Source organism: Asticcacaulis sp. AC466 (assembly GCF_000495815.1).
Taxonomy (GTDB): Bacteria; Pseudomonadota; Alphaproteobacteria; order Caulobacterales; family Caulobacteraceae; genus Asticcacaulis.
Genome location: NZ_AWGE01000005.1, coordinates 1 through 22,250, shown reverse-complemented (window position 1 = coordinate 22,250; position 22,250 = coordinate 1). Strand labels below are relative to the sequence as shown.

The 22,250-nt window shown below is 57.7% G+C and carries 15 protein-coding genes; 2 read left to right on the top strand and 13 right to left on the bottom strand.

Annotation, left to right across the window (positions count from 1 at the left end):
* Positions 1–7 precede the first annotated feature (7 nt).
* The 13 genes from AEAC466_RS45190 to AEAC466_RS27485 all read right to left on the bottom strand — a co-directional run bounded on the left by AEAC466_RS45190 (position 8) and on the right by AEAC466_RS27485 (position 19,633).
* The gene (locus AEAC466_RS45190) at positions 8–1,831 is read right to left on the bottom strand and encodes a sulfotransferase (RefSeq protein ID WP_023456980.1); all 1,824 of its coding nucleotides are present in this window, start codon (positions 1,829–1,831) and stop codon (positions 8–10) included.
* A gap of 3 nt (positions 1,832–1,834) precedes the next feature.
* Positions 1,835–3,769 (bottom strand): tetratricopeptide repeat-containing sulfotransferase family protein, encoded by a 1,935-nt coding sequence (locus AEAC466_RS27530; RefSeq protein WP_023456979.1) that lies wholly within the window; start codon positions 3,767–3,769, stop codon positions 1,835–1,837.
* Positions 3,766–4,395 (bottom strand): aspartyl/asparaginyl beta-hydroxylase domain-containing protein, encoded by a 630-nt coding sequence (locus AEAC466_RS27525; RefSeq protein WP_023456978.1) that lies wholly within the window; start codon positions 4,393–4,395, stop codon positions 3,766–3,768. The genes AEAC466_RS27530 and AEAC466_RS27525 overlap by 4 nt, the downstream gene beginning before the upstream one ends.
* Entirely contained in the window at positions 4,392–5,030 is a 639-nt protein-coding gene (locus AEAC466_RS27520; RefSeq protein ID WP_023456977.1) for a sulfotransferase family 2 domain-containing protein, read from the bottom strand. Before AEAC466_RS27520 ends, AEAC466_RS27525 begins: the two co-directional genes overlap by 4 nt.
* A gap of 97 nt (positions 5,031–5,127) precedes the next feature.
* On the bottom strand, positions 5,128–7,974 hold the full coding sequence (locus AEAC466_RS27515; protein WP_031238252.1) for a TonB-dependent receptor: 2,847 nt from the start codon (positions 7,972–7,974) through the stop codon (positions 5,128–5,130).
* Between the two features lie 1,081 nt (positions 7,975–9,055).
* Entirely contained in the window at positions 9,056–10,192 is a 1,137-nt protein-coding gene (locus AEAC466_RS27510) for a replication initiator protein A (protein WP_023456975.1), read from the bottom strand.
* 262 nt (positions 10,193–10,454) lie between these two features.
* Positions 10,455–11,549, bottom strand: coding sequence for a ParB/RepB/Spo0J family partition protein (locus AEAC466_RS27505; protein WP_031238251.1), 1,095 nt, complete (start codon positions 11,547–11,549; stop codon positions 10,455–10,457).
* Positions 11,550–11,559: 10 nt separating this feature from the next.
* Positions 11,560–12,798: an AAA family ATPase gene (locus tag AEAC466_RS27500; RefSeq protein WP_235074149.1), complete on the bottom strand. Its 1,239-nt coding sequence runs from the start codon at positions 12,796–12,798 to the stop codon at positions 11,560–11,562.
* Positions 12,799–13,330: 532 nt separating this feature from the next.
* Positions 13,331–14,827, bottom strand: coding sequence for a S41 family peptidase (locus AEAC466_RS27495; protein ID WP_023456972.1), 1,497 nt, complete (start codon positions 14,825–14,827; stop codon positions 13,331–13,333).
* Positions 14,828–14,912: 85 nt separating this feature from the next.
* On the bottom strand, positions 14,913–15,617 hold the full coding sequence (locus tag AEAC466_RS43635) for a helix-turn-helix transcriptional regulator (RefSeq protein ID WP_023456971.1): 705 nt from the start codon (positions 15,615–15,617) through the stop codon (positions 14,913–14,915).
* Between the two features lie 238 nt (positions 15,618–15,855).
* Positions 15,856–16,599 (bottom strand): helix-turn-helix transcriptional regulator, encoded by a 744-nt coding sequence (locus tag AEAC466_RS27490; RefSeq protein ID WP_162148922.1) that lies wholly within the window; start codon positions 16,597–16,599, stop codon positions 15,856–15,858.
* Between the two features lie 288 nt (positions 16,600–16,887).
* Positions 16,888–18,837, bottom strand: coding sequence for a PAS domain-containing sensor histidine kinase (locus AEAC466_RS43630; RefSeq protein WP_023456969.1), 1,950 nt, complete (start codon positions 18,835–18,837; stop codon positions 16,888–16,890).
* A gap of 49 nt (positions 18,838–18,886) precedes the next feature.
* Entirely contained in the window at positions 18,887–19,633 is a 747-nt protein-coding gene (locus AEAC466_RS27485) for a response regulator (protein WP_023456968.1), read from the bottom strand.
* A gap of 334 nt (positions 19,634–19,967) precedes the next feature.
* On the opposite strand from AEAC466_RS27485, the gene AEAC466_RS0122100 reads away from it, so the two are divergent.
* Together AEAC466_RS0122100 and AEAC466_RS27480 are read left to right on the top strand one after the other, a co-directional pair.
* Positions 19,968–20,477, top strand: coding sequence for a BLUF domain-containing protein (locus AEAC466_RS0122100; protein WP_023456967.1), 510 nt, complete (start codon positions 19,968–19,970; stop codon positions 20,475–20,477).
* Complete coding sequence (locus AEAC466_RS27480; RefSeq protein WP_023456966.1) at positions 20,474–22,171, top strand: methyl-accepting chemotaxis protein; 1,698 nt, start codon at positions 20,474–20,476, stop codon at positions 22,169–22,171. Before AEAC466_RS0122100 ends, AEAC466_RS27480 begins: the two co-directional genes overlap by 4 nt.
* Positions 22,172–22,250: the final 79 nt, after the last annotated feature.

Genomic DNA, 22,250 nt, shown 5'->3' with positions numbered 1-22,250 from the left:
CTCACAGTCAACGGAGGGCGCGCAGCCTGTGCCATGTCGCATCCAGGCCTGGCAAGACGCGTAAAATGGCGTCCTCGTTGCGACGCCATTTGTCGGGCGCCGGCGGCGTATGGGTGTGACGCGATGCTGGCAATTGTCCCGCCGTGCGCGCCTGAAGCGCCGCATCAAACGGTATCCCGGCAAACCGGCACAGGCGACGCACCTCTGCGGCCGGATCGGCAAGGAAATCGTGATAATTGACACTGGTCCAGTCTTCGGGCGGGAGTTGCCGCAGATCATCGAGCGCGGTGTCATTGGCGCACCGCCATTGCCACGCCGCGACGGCTTCCAAAGGCGCCTGTCGCAGGAACTGCCAGCCAGGCGGCAACAACAGCGACCACGGACCTTCCCAGCCGGGCAAGGCGCGGTAAGTGACCCATCCGCCGGCGCGCCAGGCCTCCATAATGCTGCTCAGGTTCTCGCGCGGGTCGCGCCACAGGAAGATGAACCGGGCGTCCGGGAACACCTGCTTGATCAAAGGTATGCGCAGGGAATTCTTGGGTGTCTTCTCAAGCAGAGGCGCGCCCTCTGCCGGCGGACACCCCTGCGGCCCTTGGAGCCTGGACATGGCGGACTGGCGGATCGCAGCACATATCTCGACCGTCGCGTCCGAGGCGGTCAAACGGTTGGAATCCACGCCGGGCGCGCCGGGGCGCAAGGCGGGGTGGTCTTCGATCAGCCAGTGCGCTTCGCCACCGAAAGTGTTAAAGCCGGGTGTGCAGGCCAATGTTTCATATAGCAGCGTGCTGCCCGATCGCGGCGCCGCGATGATGAAGACCGGCTTTTCCAGTGCGCGGGCAACGCCACTCGATACGCGCGCGCGCGGCGGTGGCGCCACGTCATCTGCCACCAGGTACTGCAAGATGCGTTTTTCGAGGACAAGCAAAGCGCTGGCATTATTGGTCCGCATGACCAGACCCTCGGCGAGAGGCGCGGCCGCTTCGCGCACAGCGCCGGCCAGACGCAGAAAGTCCGGTCGCGCCCGCCCATCCGTCCCATGCAGCGCACACAATTGGCGCCAGTCCTGCACGAAGCTTTCCATCAACAGTTTGAACCGTGCGATGCGGTGCTGACCGTCTGCGCTCCGGGCGCCGCCAGCCGCCTCCGCAACCACCAATTCCGCGCGCAGATCATCGACAAGCAGTTGCACTTCGGCCGGTGGCATCACCGGCGTGCGCTGGTCACCTTCGGTGAGCAGTTGCGAACGCGCCTCTGGCTCCCACCCGACCGTACGCCAATGCGCGCGCGGCGGGGCTTCACCGCAGGCGAACTGCCAGAACGACGCGGTGCCCGACGTATCCGCGACCAGATGGATGCGCTCGACATCGGACCCGTTCTCCACATGATGGCGCCGCCAGTTGTCGAAGATCCAGGCTTCACCGGCAGCCATGTGCACGGATTGCCCATCGCAGTGGAAGCGCACCTCTGGTCGCGTGATTATCGGTATGTGCAGCCGCACCCGGTTATGCCAATGGTAATTGATATCCGCATGCTCAGGAACGCCTGTGCCCGGGGCCAGGCGCATCAGCCGTGAACGGCTCCAGACGACGCCGAAGCCGGCGAGAACCTGGCGCAGGTAAGGCATGGCCGCAAGCCAGCGCGTCGGCAACATCTGTCCTTGGTGCGCATCCGTCTCTTCACCACCGGCGCTAATCAGCCGCGCGGCGCTGTTGCCGGGCACCTGGTCCGGGTGCGCCACCCATGCCTCGGCCGGCAAGGCGGCGACCTCAGCCTGCAAACGGGCTATGTCGAAAAGGACGGGGAGTTGAAAAAAGGGACGCGACAGCCGCATGGATCAGTACCTGTAACCCGTCAATGAATCGCCCAGCGCCTCTTGCAAGGGGCCAAGCCAAGAGGCGTAGTTTTGCCAGTGTAACAACCCTTCCCGGCCTATCGGCTGACGCACCTGCTCGGAACTTGGGGTGCGGATGCTGCGCCGGGTTTCGTGGAAACGCAGGCATGCCGGCTCGAATGCCAATCCGCAGTGCGCCAAAAGCCGCCTGACGCCGCCTTCGAGATCCTCAACCATGTCCTCGTAGGACACACGTAGCACCCGGCCAGGAAGCACATCGTCCCAATGCCGCATGAGACCCAGATAGGTTCGGTAATAGCGCGCGATATCATCGACACCGTAAGAAAATTCCTGATTTGTCGTCCCGAACAGTTGCTTGAAGTTGCTGAAACCGCAGGCCATCGGCTCGCGGCGCACATCGATAAGCTTCGCATGCGGCAAAATCAGATGGATGAGGCCGATGTGCCAGAAATTATTCGGCATCTTATCGATGAAGAACGGCCGACCCAGACGACGATAAATACGGGTTTCAGCCAGAAAACGCTCGCCCAGTTGGCGCGCGTCACGGGCGGTCAGCCGTGTCACAGCCCGGGGGTCTAGCGGCAGGCCGCAGTCTGGGTCTCGGCCACAGAGTTCAGCGGCATAGCGGCTAATTTCGGTCAGCTCCTGGGTGCCCTCGACGCTGGAATGGGAGGCCAGTATCTGCTCGATCAATGTCGAGCCCGAACGCGGCAGACCAAGGATAAAGATAGGCGCGGGATCGGCTGCACCCCAGCCTTCGCGCGCAGCGAAGAATTCTTCGGTGAAGGCCTGCTGTATGCGATCTGCACAGGCGTCGGCGACGTCCGGACGATAACGGCCGGTGACACGACGAACCGAATTCCCCCGCGCGTAATATTGCCATGAGGCAGCATAATCGCCGCGGTCTTCAAAGGCCTTGCCAAGCGCGAAGCACAGATAGACGCGGTCAATGTCCTGAATATCCGGCCGGGCTTCGGCAGCGCCCATGCGTGCGATGTCATCATCGCTGAACCGATAGGTCTTGAGGTTGGCGAGACCGAACCAGGCCACGCCATAGTCCGGACGCGCCGCCAGGGCGATCCGGTAGTCGGCAATCGCTTCGGGTTGTCGGCCCGTAATCTTCAGGGCGTTCGCGCGCCATACGCGCAGGTCGGCGATCTCCGACGCGGCCTCCCCTCCCCCCGGCCGACCCTCGCTGCCCAAGAGGCGCTCGTAGAGATCGATCACCGGCTCATGGTCACCCAAGGCCACACAAGCGGCTCCATATTGCTTGAGGTAGTCCCGGCTATCAGGATCATGCGCAAGCAGGCGTTCGGCCTCCTGCCGCGCTTGCAGGGGCTTCTGCTGCTGCAATAGCGCCATGGCGTAGTCAAGGCGTGCCGCATGGTAGTCTGGCGCGCGGTCGAGTACCGACTTCAGCAGCGCTTCTGCCTGCTCTGGCGCGCCTGTGTCCGTGCCTATGCGCGCCAACAGGCGCAGCGCGCCGACATTACCGCCATCTTTTTTGAGATAGTCCCTCAAGCCCGCCTCCGCCGGCAAAAGGTCGCCATCGGCGTACAGACTGTTCGCTACCACCACCTCAGGGGGCAACTGTCTCAGAACCGCCAGGGTCTGCGCCGCCACAGCCGCTTGGTCGAGATCGCCCAGCATACGGTAAAGCTGCTCAAGCATATCCCAGCTCGCCGGCAAGGTCGGGTTTAGGCGGACCGCCTCCCGCAACGCGTCGATCGCAGCCGGTGCATCCCCCAGATGGACATAACAATGACCCCGCTCCTGGTACAGCCGGCTGAATTGGGGATAGTGCGCCTGCAACCGGTCAAGTACGCTCAAGGCCTCCCGCACGCGCTGAGCCAAACGCAGGTCTCGGGCGGACTGCAACCGGGCGTCTCGATCCTTGGAATCGGCGCCTGCCGTCATTTTGCCGCTCCAGCAAGCATGAACGGTTCCAGCCAGCTCGGGTCCGGCTGGTCGGCGTCATAATATTCGAAGATCAGATGCACGCGATCGCTGTCGCCGTCATTGCGCACCCAATGCGGACCCAGATTGTTGACCTCAACCGCCTCGCCCGCCGGGAAGTGGTGTTCACTGCCGCCGAAAAAGGACACCACGCCGGGATTGGTCGATACAGGCACATGAATCTTGTGCGGCCACTTCGCCGCCGGGTTGGCGTCGATATGCGGGTGGATGACCCCACCCGCCGGCAGCCTGGCCAGCATCACCCGGGGGAACACCCCGCGGGCATAGCCGTAATCACGGACAGCCTGGGCCAAAACCGGCTCCAGCACACTGCGCCACTGGGGCCATGCCGCGCGGTCGTGCGACCGGCGCCAATCGCGGGGGCTGTCGATGAAGCGGAAGACGATGTGGCGAGTGCCGCCCAGCACTTCGAACTTGTTCGGTTTGCTGGCGTTCTCCGTATTCCAGATGTCCTCCGGTATCGCCAGAACGGCCGCGCGCAACGCGGTGACATCGACGGGGCCAAGCTGGCGAACGGTCGAGGTCTTGCGCGGATTGGCGGCGGGCGCAGGTGAGATGGGGGTCATCGCAGGCCTTCAAAGGTGTAGCCGAACACCTCCATATCCTGGGCGTAGCGGGCACTCACGCCATCGATCAGAGGCTGGTCGTAATAGTGACGATAGTCGCCGTGCCGGCTGCCGTTCACGCGGTCCAGGGGACGAGACGGAATACCGATACGGGCGCAGATCGCATCATAGGAGGCCTGCATATCCTCGACCCGGCCGACCGTGTCCGTCAAGAGGGTCTTGCCATCGTCGCTGGCCAGCAATGATGCCTGGGGCTGAAACAAAATATGGTGCTCTGGCGGCGCCTCGAAAAGAAAATGGTGCATGACCTCGCGCGGTCGCTGCTGGAAGGTGTCGCTGTCACGCAGCATGAAGGCGCAGTAGGACACGAAGCGATCGAAGGGATTGCGCACGAAGGCGAACTTGAAATAGCCGTTGAAGGCTTCGTCGCCCAAGTATGGGCGCAGTTGTAGCAAAGACAGGTGGCCGTGGCGGATAGCCGCAAGCCCCTCCCACGGGAAGCGTTTGTTGACGAACAGCCCGACCTGCTCCGCATCCTCATCGCCCAGGTGTTCGCGCAGGGCCTGCCTGACGGAATGGGTGCCCGTCTTGGGGACGGCGGCGAAGATGAACCGGTGGCGATGGGAAACGATCACGGCTGTGGCGCGGCTTTCGGCATTGTCGTGAATAGACGGGAAAAGCGCTCCCCTGCCCTTTCGGGAGTGGGAGCGCTCAGTCGGTTACGGGTCGCTATCAGAACTTGTAGCTTAGCCCAACCATATAGGTCGTGCCGCTCTGGTTCTGGTTATAGAGGTACTCGCTCTGCCCCCAGAACTGCGTATCCTTCTGGTTGGTCAGGTTGATGGCGTCCAGGGTAAGCTGGAGGCGGGGTGTGATGTTGTAGAAAGCCGCGGCATCCACATAGGTGGAGCCCTGGAAACCGCGGGTATCGGCACTCATGACAGAGCTGTTGTGGCCCGTGTACCAAATGCTGCGGTGGCTCATGGACGCGCGGGCGCCCCAGGTTTTGGTTTCATAGTAGACCGTGGCGTTATAGCTGGTCTTTGATATGCCAGTAAGCGCTGGGGGAGTGTCAACATAGGTGTAGTTCGCCACCACGCCCAGCTTGTCGAACGGCGCCGGCAGGAATGACAGCTGGCTTTGCGCCGCCAGTTCCACACCCGTCAGGGTCCGGGTGCCCGAAACGTTGATCGGCATCGAGAAGTCTGTGACGAGCGTGTTCGCGTCCGCGCCTGGAATAGTTCCGGCCGGAACCCCTGTCTGGCTGAAGGGGATATCGTGGAGCGTCAGGCTATCGATGAAGTTGGTGATTTTCTTCTGGAACACGCCGGCCGACACCAAGCCCACCTTGCCGAAGTAATACTCCACGGCGAGATCGAGTGTGTCGTCCTTATAGGGCTTAAGGTCCGCGTTGCCGCGAGAAGCCGAGATATTGCAGTTATCCTTGCTGCCTGGTTGAGTGAAATCACACTTTTCATTGTTCTGGAAAGCGCTGCCCTGGGCCGCCATAGAGCTCAGCCCCGGACGGTTCAGGTTCTGGGTCGCCGAGAAGCGCACCAGCACCTCCGGGGTCATTTCCAGCACGGTGTTCAGGGCAGGCAGGACACCGGAATAGCTGCCCTTCACGTCGCTCGTGCCCAGATAGGCGTAGCTGTCGCCCTGGATCCAGCCGGTGCTGCGGGTGTCGGTGCTGTAGCTGCGCAGGCCGACATTCCCGCGGAAGCGTTTGCCGAACAGTTCACTGTCCCAATCCGCCTGAACATAGGCTGAGGTCGTCGCTTCCGTGACTTCGTAGACGTTCTCGATATCTTTAATGACCCCGCCCGTCCCGTCGGTGTTGGGCACCAGGCGGTGATATTCCTTGTACTTGGCAAATGCCTTATCGTAGTCGCCGATCAGCCATGACCCGAAGCTGTTGCTGAACACGGAGGTGATATCGGCAACAGACGTGCCGCGCGTTTTGCCCGTCGTCCCGTTATCGCCGCCATCATAGTAATAGCTGGCGCCATCTTGCGAAAACTTATGGTAGGCGGCGCCGGCGCGCAGGGTCCAAACATCGTTAGCCTTATAGGACAGGTTCAGCACGGCCTCTTGCAGTGTCGAGCCGTTATGGAAGGAACGATAGTAGAAGTTATCCATCGCGTAATTGGCTGGGTTCGTCAGATCGGTGTTCGGATACTGGAACGATGCCGACTGGCCGTCGGTGCCGTAGTCAGCGATCAGGTTGCCCTTGGCGCGCATATAGAGCTTGTCGTCGTAGGGGGTCTTGTAGGTCGACTTCTCGTAACCGACATGGCCATCGATAAGCAGGCGATCGGAAACGTCCCACTTCATGCTCAGCGCCGCCTGGTTGAAGCGGTTTTCGTTCAATTCGCGGCGATGCTCACTGCCAAAGGTCGCATTGCTGACATTGGTCATCGTGACGTAGTTGTTGCTGTCTACCCGGAAGTCGTTAAGGACAGAGCCCGTCTGGAACTGAGCAGGCCAAACCCCGCCCGCCTTGGTATCGAGCGTCGTAGAGCCTAGGCCGCCGATCGGTCGCGTGGCCAGGTGTAACTCGTCGCGATGGGTGGTGACCTCACCGTGCAACACATCCAGCGTCAACAGGAGATTTTCCGTTGGTCGCCACTGCAACGCGCCCGTCAACCCAAGACGCTCCAGCTTCGCGTCCCACGAGGAAATACGGTTGCCATCAGCGAAATATAGATCACCAGCCAGGAACCTGGTCTGCTGGGCAGCACTCAGATGGGAGATATCCAGCCCGGCGGCCACCAGATCATAGGCCTTACCCTTTGGACGGGTTGGATCGGTAGTAAAATCGGTCTTGCCTATCTGGCTATAGTTATAGGTATTGTGGCCCTGTTCGGTTGTCTCGCGCTTGGTATAGGCAATGGAGAAGGTCGCGCCGAACTTGTTATCCCAGTTATAGCTGTACAGAGCAGCGATACGCGGCTGCGCGTCCTTGGTATATTGGTTAGTGCCAAGCTTTACCACCACGGCGGCTTTCGGGCCGGGGCCGTAGTCGAAGGGTTTGCCCGTGAAGAGCCCGACCGTACCGGCCATGCCGCCCTCGTTCTGGGCCGCCTGGAAGGTTTTTTCGACTTCTACCTTCGAGAACAGTTCCGACGCGAAGATGTTGAAGTCGAAGGCCCGGTCGCGTGAGCGCTGACCGCGGCTGTCCTGAGCGGAGTCGACATTGCCCAGCACTTCCATACCGTTGAGTTGCACCCGGGCGAAATCCGGACCGAGGCCGCGCAGCGAGATACGCCGGCCCTCGCCCGCTTCACGCGTGATCTGCACGCCCGGCAGACGCTGCAAGGATTCAGCCAGGTTCAGTTCCGGGAACTTCGCCATATCTTCGGCGACGATCACGTCTTTCTGGATTACGGAGCGCTTCTTTATATCGCGTGCGGCGCTAAGCGATTTGCGGAACCCAGTGACGACAACCTCAGTCGCTTGATCCTCTTTAGCGACCTGGCCGTCTTGGGCCTCTGTCGAGGTGGCAGTCTGCGCGTAAGATGACGCGGCGAGAAAGAAAAGCGCGCCTGCGGCCGCGCCCGTCATGAGCATTTTCTTCATAAAAACTCTCCGTGGAAAAAGATCGTTGGGGCGATCGCGATGCACGGAAGATGCCCCCCGCGGCCGGCCACAGAGGGGTGTTTACTGGTGGTTTGTGACAGATGTGTATTTTTGAGGCGGAAATGTGAGATTATGTGAGATGTTTTTGTTTTGGTGTGGCAAATTTGTGGTTCTTGGCCTTGGACATGGCTAAAACAAGCCCCCATTAGGATTGTCTGCGCCTTAAAAAGCCTCATTACGGCCGGCGCGAAAAGCAGGAATACAGGTGAGAATTGAGGCTTTACCTAGTTTTATCAATTACTTAGCATATATTTCCTACGTCGGGATCACAGACAGTCGCTTATCGTCAAGACAAACCCCGCATAGAAGGCGCTTTCGGCATAGGCTGTTGTGTTGCCGCTGATCGCTGACGACTTTGAAAAGTCCTATTCCTGCCTTCGCGTTAGAGGCTGTCATCGTTGTTATTTACGGAAGGTGCATCCACCACGTTTCAGCTTATGGGGTTCCAAGGCAGAGGTGATATATTGAGTCATCGGATAAGCGTCTCCTTCGACTCTAGCACCGTGCATAGAACTTTAGTGTAAATCGCCCGTCTGCGAATTTTGCGGGCGTCGTGCGGTGAACCCAGCAAGCGTTTCTTTCAGGTGGGCCGACTTTATGGTCCTTGTGCCTAAGGGGCGATCCGGGTGGAACGTGCCTAAACCTGTCCTTCAAAAAAAATCTTTAAATATCAAAACCCTGTTTAGAGGGTTAAATAAGACTCTTTAGAAGGTTAAGCAGGGCCAGACCCTCAAATTTCCCTTTGCTACAAAGGGTTTGCGAGGCCACGCTGTTCTTGATGTATCAGGGGATTGTTCCCGATGGATCAATTGGCCCGTTCCTGATGTATCAGGGGATTGTCCCTGATGGATCAAAGCTCGTTCCTGATGTGTCGAAGCCTTGTGGATAAGGTGGAACTATTGAATCTATTTCGGGGCATTCCGCTGGAAACTCGTTCAAAACGATTCATCTTTCCTCAGTAATTCACGAATCACAGCTTTGCGCCGATTCAGTGCTGTCATTTCGGGAACGCTTCGGCCGGTCAGGCTCTCAGCTGATGTCGGTTCTTTTCGTGATAGCGTTTCACAAAACCGATAAAAGCACTTTGATACCGTTCCGGGCTACGGTCGGCACTTTCGGCCAACCATCCCCGGAACTCGGCATGAAGGGCATGGAAGTCCCAGCCGTGGTAGTGCTTGCGCAGGTATGACAAGGTGTCGTCTGTCAGGTAGTTCCTTGGCTCGCCGGTATGGCTGGCTGGAGCTGTCTTTGAAACAGGGGCCGTTGACTTGGCCGTATCGAAGCTCACCGGCGCGGTAGTGTGCGCCCCCTCCCCGTCGCTCATCGCTACGTCTTGACGGCGGGTCATGACCAACAGAGGTTCACGGGTCGTGACTGCATCGGCCAGGCGTAGCTCAAACCCGGGCAAATCATTACGGCGGACGATCGCAGCGATTTCAAATTTGAAGCGACGATACTGCCCTTCCGCGCCAGACTTGTCGAACAGGGTTGGCAGGGCGATAGCAAAGCCTTCGGGGCCGGCGCCGCCGGCGTGTTTGCGGGCCACCTTGTAGAGCCAGCGTTCCCGGCCCCCGGTGATGTCGAAGTAGGCGCGGTCGATGGACAGCACTCCGCCATTCATCAGAACGCCGTCGTAAAACCAGCTGGAGAGCGAGATGCTAAGCCCCCGCGACCTTTCGGTCTTGGCGTCAACGAGCTGGCTCCAGTTATCCAGCCAGGAAAAGGTCGCTTCAAACCGTTTCTCGGCGCGTATGTTGGTCTTGACGGTGGTCGACTGCAGCCGGTCAAGGGCGGCGCCCAGCAGGTCGTATGATCGTCCGGATATGGGCCTGCCAATGGAACGGAGCAGATCATAGGGCATGATCTTGAGCGTGCGCGGAATGTCATTCACGCGGCGCTGTTTGAGGTCGTTCAAGACGCTGGCACAGTAGATGAGGATATCGGCGTCCCATATGGTGGCCATACCATAGTCCGGGTTTGCCGAGACATGGACAAAGGTCTTGCCGTCCGGAGAGGTATAATCGATGGGCTTGAGACGCTTGGACTTGGCCAGGCTGAAAAACGGGCGTTCCATTACCTCCCGCTGATCTCGCAGATTGAGGTCAGCAAGATACGGCAAGAACAGGTCGATCTGGTCGTTTTTCTCTGAGGGCTCCATTAAACCGTCTTTCTTCTACACGGTGAAATTAACCAGTTTCCCCGGGGAAAGATGACCGTACAACGATTCTGGCTAAAGCGAAGTCGAGCGTCCCTTGGCCATACGGACTAACCGGGTCATCCATAGCTTGTTAACCAGTTTCCCCAGGGAAAGATGACTGGTGTTGCTTGCGATACCAACCCATGAATCTCAGGCTTGGTATCGCTTGGGCGTAAAGGAACCAAAAGCTTAAGCCGCGTTAACCAGTTTCCCCGGGGAAAGATCAACCACGTTGACCCCTGCCCTGCTTTTCCACCGCGTGAAGCGCCGAGCGAAACATAGCGACAAGCTCGGCCTCAGTAGCGCCAGAACCTGCATGCACCCGAACCGACACACCATTCCGGTTGGACGACAAAACGCTGAGAGCCGTTCTGCCGCTCGGCGCATCGAACTTGATAAACGGCTCAGTCGTGTCGACGTCCACACCCGCATCCATCAACTGCTTGACAACGTCGATCGCCAGAACCGCGGTCTTCCCGTTTGCGCGCGCCTGGGTCTGATCACCGGACAACTTGGCTGCAACGGCTTTCATGGCTTTCACTAATTCAGGTTCGGCGATCAGGGCCGTCTGTACCTTCTTTGCCAGCGGATAAACGGTCTTCAACTGGATGTCGGCCGGGCTGGCAAACGCATTGACACACCAGTCGGGCAGGGCGCCGACGCTCAGCATTTTGGATAGCCAGCCTTCAGACAGCTTCAGGCGTTCCGCCATGCGGACCTGCTTGCCGTTATAGTGCATCCGTAGAGCCTCGACATAGGTCTTGGCCCGCTCGAAGTCGGATACGTCCTTACGGGCCCGGTTCTCGATATCCGACAACCGGAACGCAGCCTCATCATCGAGGCTGTGAACCTGGGCGAGGAACATCATGTCGGGATAATTGTTAGCGCGAAGCCAGCTTATTGCCCAGTGACGGCGTGAGCCGGCAATGACTTCGTAGTCGTATTTCGGGTCATCCTGAACGCGCCGGATAATGGCTGGGACCTTCTGTCCGCCTTCCGAGAGGATGGCGTCTATAAGATCGCGAACCGTGTCCTCGGTCAGCGAGGCCTGATGCCGCGCATTTCCGTGCCAGATGCGCACGCGCGACGGGTCAAGAAGCAGCTGTGTAACCTGACGGACTTCGCCACTCGCCACGCGGGACAGGGCCGAGTCCCGCGCCAAAAGATTCATGGCCGCCGGGCGCGCGCCGGCTTCCGCGGGCGCGGAAGGTCGGGGTGCCGAAGGCATAGGTGCCGGGGCCGGGGCCGGAGTAGGGGAGGGGGGCGTCGCGTCTGAGCCGAGCAACGAGGACAGATAATCAGACTGCTTTTTTGACATCGTGCGCTCCTCAGCCCGCCGCCATCATCAGAGCGGACGGTTCGCTCTCAACCCGGCCCCACCGGCGGCGGATCAGTTGTTCGATCTGCCCCATAGCTTCGTCGATATTGTTTCGGCAACGCTTGTGGGTCTTCGGCGTACCAACCGGCTTTTCGAGCTCGTAAATGGTCATCATGCGCAGGGCGGCATGGCTGATTTCTGCGGACTCCAGCATAGGCACCGGCAGCAGCGCGCCGCCGAACGTCTTTTCCATCAGGCTCTGGATCAAGGCATGGGAGGGATCGTTGGTGGCGAATTTCGAGCAGATCAGGCGGCAGAAGTCATACTCGACGCGAATGCCGGCCTCTTTCAGCTGACTGATTACCTGGTTCAGCATCGACAGGAACTGCACAGTCGAACAGAAGTCCGGCGTCGTGGCGGCCAGCGGCACCAAAAGCGCATTGGCAGCCTGCATAACCGCGAGCGAAATCGTGCCCAGGGCGGGCGGTGGATCAAGGAGGACAACATCGTAGTTCTGCGCGAGTTCGGCGAGGCCCTGACGCAGTTTGCGGAACCGAGAGGCCAGAACATTGCCGCCGCCTGTGCCTGTGGCCGCCAATTCGTACTCGACATCGAACATTTGCAGGTTCGACGGAATAAGATCGACATTGGGCCATGCCGTGTGCTTAACCGCATAGCTCAGATCGTCCTGGGTCGGCTCGATCGACAGGTATGGGTAAAGGGTCTCTTCGCGTGTAATCGCGAAATGCGGGTTGAAGCCGAAAAGCGTCGTGGTGGTGGCCTGACTGTCGCAGTCCACCACCAGCACCCGATAGCCCTGAACGGCGAGATAGTGCGCGAGGTGCGTGGTGACGGTTGATTTGCCGACGCCGCCCTTGAAGTTCTGAACTGTAATGATCGCGGGGGGATCTTCCGGCGCGCGCTGCGGAGAGGCGCCCAGAACTTTTCGCATATTCAGAAGGGCAGGGATATCGTAGCCTAGTCTGCGGCCGGTTTCGCTTTCGGGCGGCGCAGGCAAACGTCCATCATCTTCCGCCATGCGAATGCGGTTTGTTGAGCACCCGAGCAACTGCGCGGCTTCCGCGACGCCGAGACGGACATTTAGTCCTTTGATCTCGCCGGGAAGGAAGGCTGTTTTGCGTAGCCGTTCGACCATAAGTTCGCCGGCTTCGGCGAGTTGACCTATGCGTTCCGCCTCGGCAAATTGCGTTGCACCAATTTCACCATCGTTCCGTTGATTTGAACTCAATTTCGCCTCCGGCACTGATATTGAAGCTTTTGTCATTAAAAGCCGCATATAATCGTTCAATCGAACAATAAGGTTAATTCATCGTTAACGTGGTTAAAGTCAATGATTCGGGCAGGCATCAGCAAATAGGTTACGAGATGGTGTGATTGTGGCACCATGAAATGTATTAACACACTGAATATAAACACATATTTTTAAAATCTAGCAAGTTGTTCGACGATTGTAAGGCCAAGTCGGACGCCCGCGACTGCCTGTTCGGCGATTTTGGCGGGCATGTGAAAAATAGCTGTCGCCAAGCAAGCCCCACCATTGTTCGGTTTCAAACAATGTATGGCCGGTCTCGATTAGTGGTCTTCCGCTAACCGGCTATTTATCTCACTTAGGACAGAAGCGGCCCATTGTTCTCGTCCGTGACGACCAGCACTGCGCTTGGCTACAACTCCGCCAGCCTTGCCATCATCTCGACTATGTGAAGAGTCTGACGAACCGAGTCACTATTTGTCAGGCGCTTTGGCAGGAAACCTGCGCGCAGTCAGTGACGGTTCGCCGCATCCGAAGCGATTGTTTCCAGCATACGCTCAGCCCGTTGACGATCATCTTCCCCCTCGGTCGGCAGGATGGGCAGGTCAGGACTTATCCCCGCTACCTCATCGCGCCCGTCGGCTCGTATGCGCATGCAGTTGGGTATGCGCAGGCGCAGGCGCGAATGTGTGAGTGTCACAGGCTCTGCTTCGACCATGAAGCCGCAACCATCACCGCCTGTTTTTTGGCCGACCGTCTTGCCGATATGGTTATCCTGTACGACCGCAGTAAACATTTCGGCGGACGAATAGGATTTTCCGTCGGTCAGGACATATACAGGACCCGTCCACGCCCCCCAGCGATCCTCGATTTCCGACGGGAGAGACAGCCACGCCGATTTGTCACCGTAAATGCCTTTCGGCAAACCCGCAGAATAGCCACCGGCATAGCCCGCCGCGACGGTCCGGGTACAGGCTATGGCCGGATAATGGCGGCGTTCGCGCCACACCCACGACATGTCGCACGCACTGGCCGCGACCTGGTCTTCGGCATGTGCATAATAGGCGCGCGCTTCGACAAACGCATCGTGTGCAGCCGGCGAAAGCTTGTCGGCCAGCGCTTCGTCGATATCGCGGATCGACTCGTTGAGATATTGGACACCGGTAGGGGAGGCGACCACCCGCAGCGATGCCGATTTCACGGCCTTATCCGTCAACATACGCGGAAAGTAATCGCCGGTATCGTCGCCACCGCTATTATTGCCGACATCGACCAGGATCACCGATGCGCCATCCGCACGCAAGACGTCCATTTCGTCGCGGAAGGCGTCAAACCAGAGCTTATAGGCCGCATCGCGTACGCTTTCGGAGGTGATCGGCTTTTGATCGCGCGCCAGATTGGCCCAGGCCAGTGTGCAGGCGCCAGGAAAAGCGCGCATTCGGAAATTCTGGATGCGGATCACCCCGATTTTGACGCCTGCCGTGGTCGTGGCGATGCCGGCGCGATAGACGGAGGTCATGCCATCAAAGCGCAATTTGAAGCCAGGCAAGCCTTCCAACGGCATGGAGAAGGCGATGGCACTGGAGGGGAGGAAACCCAGGCCCGCGCAGGTACTCACCGGGTCATTTGGATTGAAAGCTTGTCGGCTCACCGTCAACGGCGGGGTTGTGGCGGGGGTCAGGGTCGGCAGGACCGAAAAGTGACCGTCATGAAATCCGCTCACAAACTGTGTGAGCGCCAGGCGCGCCTCGTCATCTGTGCGCGCGGTTGCAAGTGCTGCCTGGGTGCGTCGGTCGAGCCCAGGCAAGTCAGAGCCGCCTTCGACAGAGCCGAACCAGGCCAGGTTGGCATATTCCTTTTCGAGGACGCTTTTAAGCTGCGCGTAGTCGGCTTTCCAGGCTGCGGGATCGTAGGTCGTTGTCGTGGCGGCCTGCCCTGAGCCCGATGCGAGCAGAACCATTCCCAGGCCGGAAACCAAAATCTGCTTTAAAAAATGGCGCGTGCGCATGCCTGATCCCTCTCGCGGCGAATAGGGTGCCTATTAAGCTCACGATCTGTGGGCTGTCTTGAACAGATTGCGGATTTTGAACATATTAGGACTGGCTGCGCCGATAGGCCGCCGGTGAGGTTCCGATCTGAGCCTTGAAGGCTCGGCTCAAATGCGGCTGATCGCTGAAACCACACATCAACGCAATTTCGCTGATCGGCAAACGCCCGGTCGCCAAAAGAACGGCCGCCCGTTCGATGCGCATGCGCCGTTGATATTCCCCCAGTGTACAACCCACGTGACGCCGAAAGGTATCCGACAGCTTGGTTGCGTCACAACCGACGGCCAGCGCCACATCTGCCAGTCTAAGCGACGCGGTGTCCGTATCGCGCATATAGTCCATTGCTGCCTTAAGGTATCTGGGGGCGGCGCCACCGCCTGCGGCATGACCGCGTGCGAAGTGACCGATGAGTTCAAGCGATAGCCCCTCAATCACCAGGGGGGAAAATGTATCGTCGCGCTGCAATTCGCTGAGGATGCGACGTCCGACGTCGGCCACGGCCAACGAGCGCAGGATGGGTGCATTGGCCAGTCTGGTCATATCGTCCACGCGCCCGATGGTTTCGGGCGTCGGATCAAAGACAAGCTTATAAAGCCCGGCGCGTCCAAACCGCTGTCCATGCGGTTCGTCATTGGGGCAAACCAACAGTGTTCCCGCTACATGGCTTTCGCTGCGGCCACGTATCGTTTCCTCGTAACTACCTGCCAGAACAAGTGAAAAGCTAACCTCGTCATGGACGTGCGTATCCATGATCACGTTTGGCCCATACCGTCCAATCCGTATAGAGGAGAAAACTGTGTTCACCCTTTCATGCTTATCCCTTGTCGCGAATACCGTCTACACTCTTCGCCGGGAAAGCACGGCGGTCAAAGCCGGACAGTAAAGACCCATAGGAAGGAAGGGAAGGTTCGAATATGCATCGGATTCGTGATCTCGTATCGGGCCGTTTGGTATCGCGCGCCAATACTCTTAACCTGCCTCAGCATGGTCACTGTATAACACCCAATCTAAGGCCGTCAGCTACCGCCTGGCTGCGATTTTTCGACCCCAGTTTCCGAATGGCGAGTTTGATATAGGTGTTTATAGTTTCTGTCGGAAATCCCATCTCCAGGCCAATTTCCTCACTCGTCATACCATGGGACGCTAATTGCAGACATCGGGTTTCATTTGCGTTCAGGCCGACCTGAGCGTTGAAGGCTTTGAGTATCGGTTTTGACATGTCGTCATGAAGGCGTTTGCCCACCCATTGCAGGAGGCCGCGCTCGCTTTCGTCAAATCGGGAGGATCGCGTGAAAATGGCGCATCCATACAGCTGGTTCTTGTCATTCCACAATGACACGACTGTGCGCGGCGCAATGGCGTGCAGGTCGAGCAGGGTCGTCAGGGGGATTACTGTGGCGGCTTCGGTGGCAGCCTTTGGAATATCGAACCAGGACAGGGTGGGGCGGTCCGCTGACAGGCCTGTCATCAATGGATCTATATCGAACAGCCGCTGCTGGCGATAACTGTCGGTAATCGCCGCCGGCATATCCGTTTCCAAAACAAACCCTTTTCCAGCTTCGCAGCCCTGAAGGTCTATGCCGGCGAAAAGATAGTGTTGAAATTTCATAACACTGCGCAGGTCTTCGATCACGGTAGACCTGAAAACCGGTTCGTTCTGTTTCAGATGGAACAGTTCAGCTCGTGTAAAATCACGCGCATTGAGCAAACGAGAGCGGACGTAGGAAGGCATATTGATGAGTCTGTGATAAAAAAACATAGCGTAGACAAGTTAATGATCATGATCCAATACTATTTGTGAGTATTTTTTCAATACTTACTAACCAGATACCGTAAAATTTGTCCGAAGATCGCTTTTTGTATTATATGACTGCGGAATTATAACATTAATCAAATTTTCTAGTGCTGCTACTGTATCTATATTCTGTCAGACTGGTGTCTTGAGGTATTAAAGGTCTCTGTAATGGAGGTCCAGCAAGGGCCTGCGAACGGTTCAGACAGCTTGATGCAAATTTGCACACTATTTCGCATTCGCGACGTCAGGCGCGGCGTAGACAGGAATGGAGAACGACAGGCGCGTGCCTATGTTGAGTTCGCTTTCGACGTCAATCGTTCCGCCCATGAGGTCAATCAGTTGTTTGCTTATAAGAAGGCCCAACCCTGTGCCGCCGCGCGGCCGACCGGCGGCGCTGTCAACCTGCGAAAACCTTTGGAAAAGTTGCGACTTGCCTTCAGGGCTGATGCCTTGCCCTGTATCCTCGACGGAGACGTTCAGGTGCTCGCCGTCCAGTTTGCGGACTGAGCTTGCAATGATCTGCACATATCCCTTGTCGGTAAATTTAATCGCGTTCCCGATCAGATTGTGAAGAACCTGCCTGAAGCGGGTATCATCAAGCATCATAGACCTGGGTGGAGGGCCGATAAACTCGACACTCAGGTTAATGTGTTTTGCCTCAGCCTGGATAGCCAGAAGATCTTTGACATCGTAGATTATGGCGGCCGGGTCACAAGGGGCGAGATCCAGGCGTAAGCGGCTTTCCTCCAGTTTGGCATGGTCCAAAATATCATCAACCAGGGCCAGGAGGTGCTGGCCGGCCGTTTGAATCTTGCGGCTGAAGCGTCCATCTTCGCTGTTAGACGGATTGTTCTCGGACAAAAGCCCGGAGAAACCGATGATACTGGTCAGCGGGGTGCGAATTTCATGGCTCATCGTGGCCAGAAAGCGTGCTTTGGCGTCGGCGGCAACCTCAGCTCTCTCACGTGCGGCGACGAGTTCGGTGTTCAGCGTTTCCAGCGCAAATTCTTTAAGCTTCAGGGGAGTTACATCTGTCACCAGCACATAGAAGCCTCGGACAGCGCCGGCGGCAGTAACGTCAGGCAGATACTGGGCCCAAGTGTAGCGGGTCTCGCCGTAGGATGTGGTAAGGGTTCGCTCAAAAGCCTGCTTTTCTCCCTTTAAGGCCCCCGCAATGAATGGCTCGTTGCGCGCAAACAACTCAGGTCCCATAAGGTCTTGAATAGTCAGGCCAATCATCTCGTCGTTGGAGCGGCCGAACCATTCTTCATAGGCTTTGTTGGCAAATCGACAGATAAGGTCGGCATCCCAGTATGCGACCAAACCGGGCATGTTATTGGCCAGAAGGCGTATGCGGGCTTCATTCGCCGCCAAATTTTCGTAAGCCTCGACCGTTTCCGTGACGTCACGGAATACCCCGAAGAGTGCGACCGGGTTTCCCGACGCGTCAAATTCACCGACACCAACGGCATCGACTATGCGGATATCCCCTTGTTTCCGGCGGATCAATCGTTTGCGATACCCAAAAGGTTCGCCGGTTTGGAGCGCTTCGGTAATTTCCAAAACCACAGAGTCTCGGTCGTCGGGATGGTAAAAGTTGATCGCCTCGTCAAGTTGGGGTTTGCCTGTAGCTGGGTCGCACCCATGTATGGCATATACCTCCGGCGACCAATGGGTTTCTCTAGTTTTGAGATCAACATGCCAATGGCCGACGTGCGCGAGTTTTTCGACCAGAGCCAGATAGCCCTCTGAGCGCTCCCGGCGTTCGCGCCTGATAACATCGTCTGCAGACGGTGGAGTGCGAATAGGGGCCGCAACTACGGAAAATAAGTCTCTGGCTTCGCCGTCGGATGTTTGCCTTCGTCTGGCGCTCAAAATGACGGGGATCACGACTTCATCTGCGCCGCACAGGTCGAGCCAAAACCCGCTGGCTTGGTCTTGCGCCGCCAAGGCCGGCCACAGGGCACATTCCAGTTGAACGGCTGAGCCTGGGGTTAGCAAAGCTTTGAAGGTACGGCCGGCGATCTGCTCGGCTGAGTATCCGATCAAGGTTCTAAAAGCGGCATTACCGCGTAGCATATGTCCGGAAGTGTCGCAGGCGACGAGTCCGCAAGGGGCGAATTCGAAGTCGTCCCCATCCGAATTGGCTGTCGAACTGCGCGCTAAGGTCTCCATGCCTGCCTTTGAAGCGCCTTGCGAAAGGAGAGACGCACGTTTCGGACTATCATTTGGCGATGGTACTTTCAGGCCTGAACATATAGCCCTTCCCATAGACTGTGTGGATCAGGTCTTCGCAATCGTCCCCATCCGGATAAGCGTTTCTCAGTTTGCGGCGCAATCGCGAGATCAGCGTATCTATGGCCTGTTCCGTGGTGCTTTCATGAAGCTCAGACATCTTGGTTACGAGTTGCTCTCGTTGTAAGGCGCGGTCAGGATATCTCAGAAATACGGACATCAGAGCGTATTCAGCTTCCGAGAGGACCAGATCACTGCCAGACGGGCTTTTCAACCGCCGAGACAGGTTGTCCAGGGACCAGCCAAAGAAATGTAATGTTGCCGTATTTGTGTAAGGGGTGCCAAAAACAGCCTGTCGGCCCAGTACAATCCGGATGCGCGCTGCCAGTTCATCGGCGTTGAAGGGCTTGGCGACGTAATCCTGGGCGCCTAATTCGAGCCCCTCCAACCGGTCCACATCCTGCCCGCGCGCGCTCAGCATGATTATCGGCGGGCCCTTGGCCTGGGTCAGTCGTTTACATATCGACAACCCGTCCTCGCCCGGCATCATGGAGTCGAGGATAATCAGGTCAATTCTGCGATTATGCAGGATTGTGTCCATCTGGGCGGCGCTATCGGCGGTCAGCACACGAAATCCGCGTCGCGACAGGGCGGCGTCCAGCAAATCGCGAATATCTTGCGTATCGTCAACAGCGAGGAGGGTGACTTTGTCCAGTGGTTGAACGGGGGTGATCATTCGGAATGCCGATCTTCAGTTGCAGATACACCTAAAACCAAATTTATCACCGTCGATAAGATCTATTAAGGAATAGGCTGCGCAAACCGTCGACAGCTATGCCGTACAGATCATCCAAGACGCGGAAAAACGATACTGACGTGCCAAACAAACTGTGAGCCTAGGTTCCAATTGTTACGATTCTGTAACGTTCTTTAAACGTCGAGTTAAAGCCATTGTAATAGAGTTTCGTAAAGAAACGGTGAGCTGTCGGCCCTGACGTTGGAAAGACGATCTTTGGGCTTGAGGGTGACCGCAGGCGTAAGGTCGGGCGGCAAGAGATGAAGGTAAGACGATGCTTTGCAGGCTGATATATACAAGTCGCTACGTACCCGGAAATCGAGGGCCGCTCAGTGATTTTCGTGGGATTGTCGAGAGCTCACGTGCCAACAATTATGTCCATCACGTCACCGGCTTTCTGTTCTTCGACAAGCACAATTTTCTTCAAGTCCTTGAAGGAAACGGTCTGGCCATCGATACAATCTTCGAACGCCTCCAGCGCGATATCCGCCATACGGACATTGCGGTTATAGCGCGTTCGAGAATTGCCAAACGTCGCTTTTCCGTGTGGGCCATGGGGGGCGCGGTCCGCTCGCCCAAGCAGGATCGTGTCTTTGCCGAATACGGGATCTTTGATGATTTTCCGGACATTTTGCCTGAGGAGGCAATCGTCGATTTCTGCGAGGACATTCTGAAACTGGAAGAAGTGCGGTCGCGGTCCCGCGTCATCAACCTCATGGGCGATGCCGAAATAATGGGTTTAAGAACAATGGCTTATCGTCAAAATGTGGAACTGAGTAAATGAATTATAGGAATTGGCCGATACTGGCAAAATCGCTATCCCTATTGGCGGCCTTGGGCCTGGTTTGCATCGCGGCAACCGTGTTTGCGACAAACACCATGCGCGACATAGACGCCCGCTACAGAGGCGTGCTGACCGGGCCTGAAATAGCCGTCTTGAATGCCGCCAGAGCCAATCGGGGCGTAGTCTCCATCTCCCGGGACATTTTCCGTCTGGCCCTGCTGACGGACTCACGGGCCATTGCCGAAGCGGACAAGACCTTTGCCGCGTCTCGTGACCTGACGCTAGCTAAGCTGGACGTGGCTGCCAAGGCGGCGCCGGAGCAAGCTGGGCAGGTTGCAGCCATAAAGCATGATTTTGAAACGACGTTGTCCGGCTCTTGCGCGAAAACGCTGCGTCTCGCGCATTCGACCGACCCGAATGATTCCGCAATCGCGGCAAAGGACATGCTAGATACCTGCGAGCCTGCGTTAGCGAGTATCTCTGCCAAAATTACGGCCTTTAATGATCGGCTTACAGCCGATCTGGGCAAGCTGGCCGCCGACACAACGGCAAAGACCCATTCCACGATTCTGGTGACCTATGCCTCCGTCATAGGTGGTTTGTTTGTCGTCATGGGCATAGCCTTCTGGTTGACGCTTTCAGGCATTGTTCGGCCTGTACGTGGGTTGACGGATATGATGACCGGCATGTCGCGGGGACAGCTTTCGGTGGCTATTCCGGGACAAGATCGCAAGGACGAGCTGGGCGAAATGTCGCGTACAGTGGAAATATTCCGCAAGGGCCTTACAGAAGCCGAGACTCTGCGTGGGCAGGCGGCTGAACAAAAGGAGCGGGCCGAGTCTGAGCGAAAAGCTGCCACGCTGAAGCTGGCTGATGATTTTGAGAAGTCGGTCGGCGGGATTGTCACCCTGGTGTCGTCTGCGGCGACGGAGATGCAGGCGGCGGCGGCGCAGCTTACCGCGACGGCGCAAGAATCGTCGGCTCAGTCGGTTGCCGTGTCCGCCGCCGCTGAAGAAGCGGGCGCTAATGTGACGTCGGTGGCTTCGTCAGCCGAGGAGCTAGGCGCTTCGGTGGCCGAAATTGGACGGCAGGTCGAAACCTCGGCGTCCATCTCCTCGGAAGCCGTGCGCGAAGCCGATGAGGCCGTGCGCATCGTCGCTGAGCTCGACGAGGTTGCCTCGTCTATCGGTGGTGTCGTTGACCTGATTGCCGGCCTGGCGGGGCAAACCAATCTGCTGGCCCTCAATGCCACTATTGAATCGGCGCGCGCCGGCGAGGCCGGAAAGGGCTTTGCGGTCGTCGCTTCCGAGGTCAAGGCTCTTGCAGCGCAAACCGCCAAGGCGACGACGGACATATCGGACAAGATCACCCAAATACAGACTGCGACCTCCAAGGCATCGTCCGCAATTCAAAACATCACAGGCACGATCCAGAATATCAGCCGTACATCCTCCATGATTGCCTCTGCGGTCGAGCAGCAATCCGCGGCCACGCGGGAAATCGTCCAGGCCGTCAATCAGGCCTCGATCGGTACTCAGGAGGTGACCTCCAATATCACAGGTGTAGCCCAGTCGTCTGAGCAGACCGGGGAGGCGGCCTCTCAGGTTTTGAGCTCTTCCGCCGAATTGGCCACCCAAGCGGAGCGATTACACGTCGAGATGGACAAGTTTCTGGCAACCGTTAGGGCGGCGTAAAGAGCGACCGTTGTACACTGGTGGCGCGAGCATGCGGTTTACAGCGTATTTTTTTAGTGAGTAGTGACATGACAAAGAA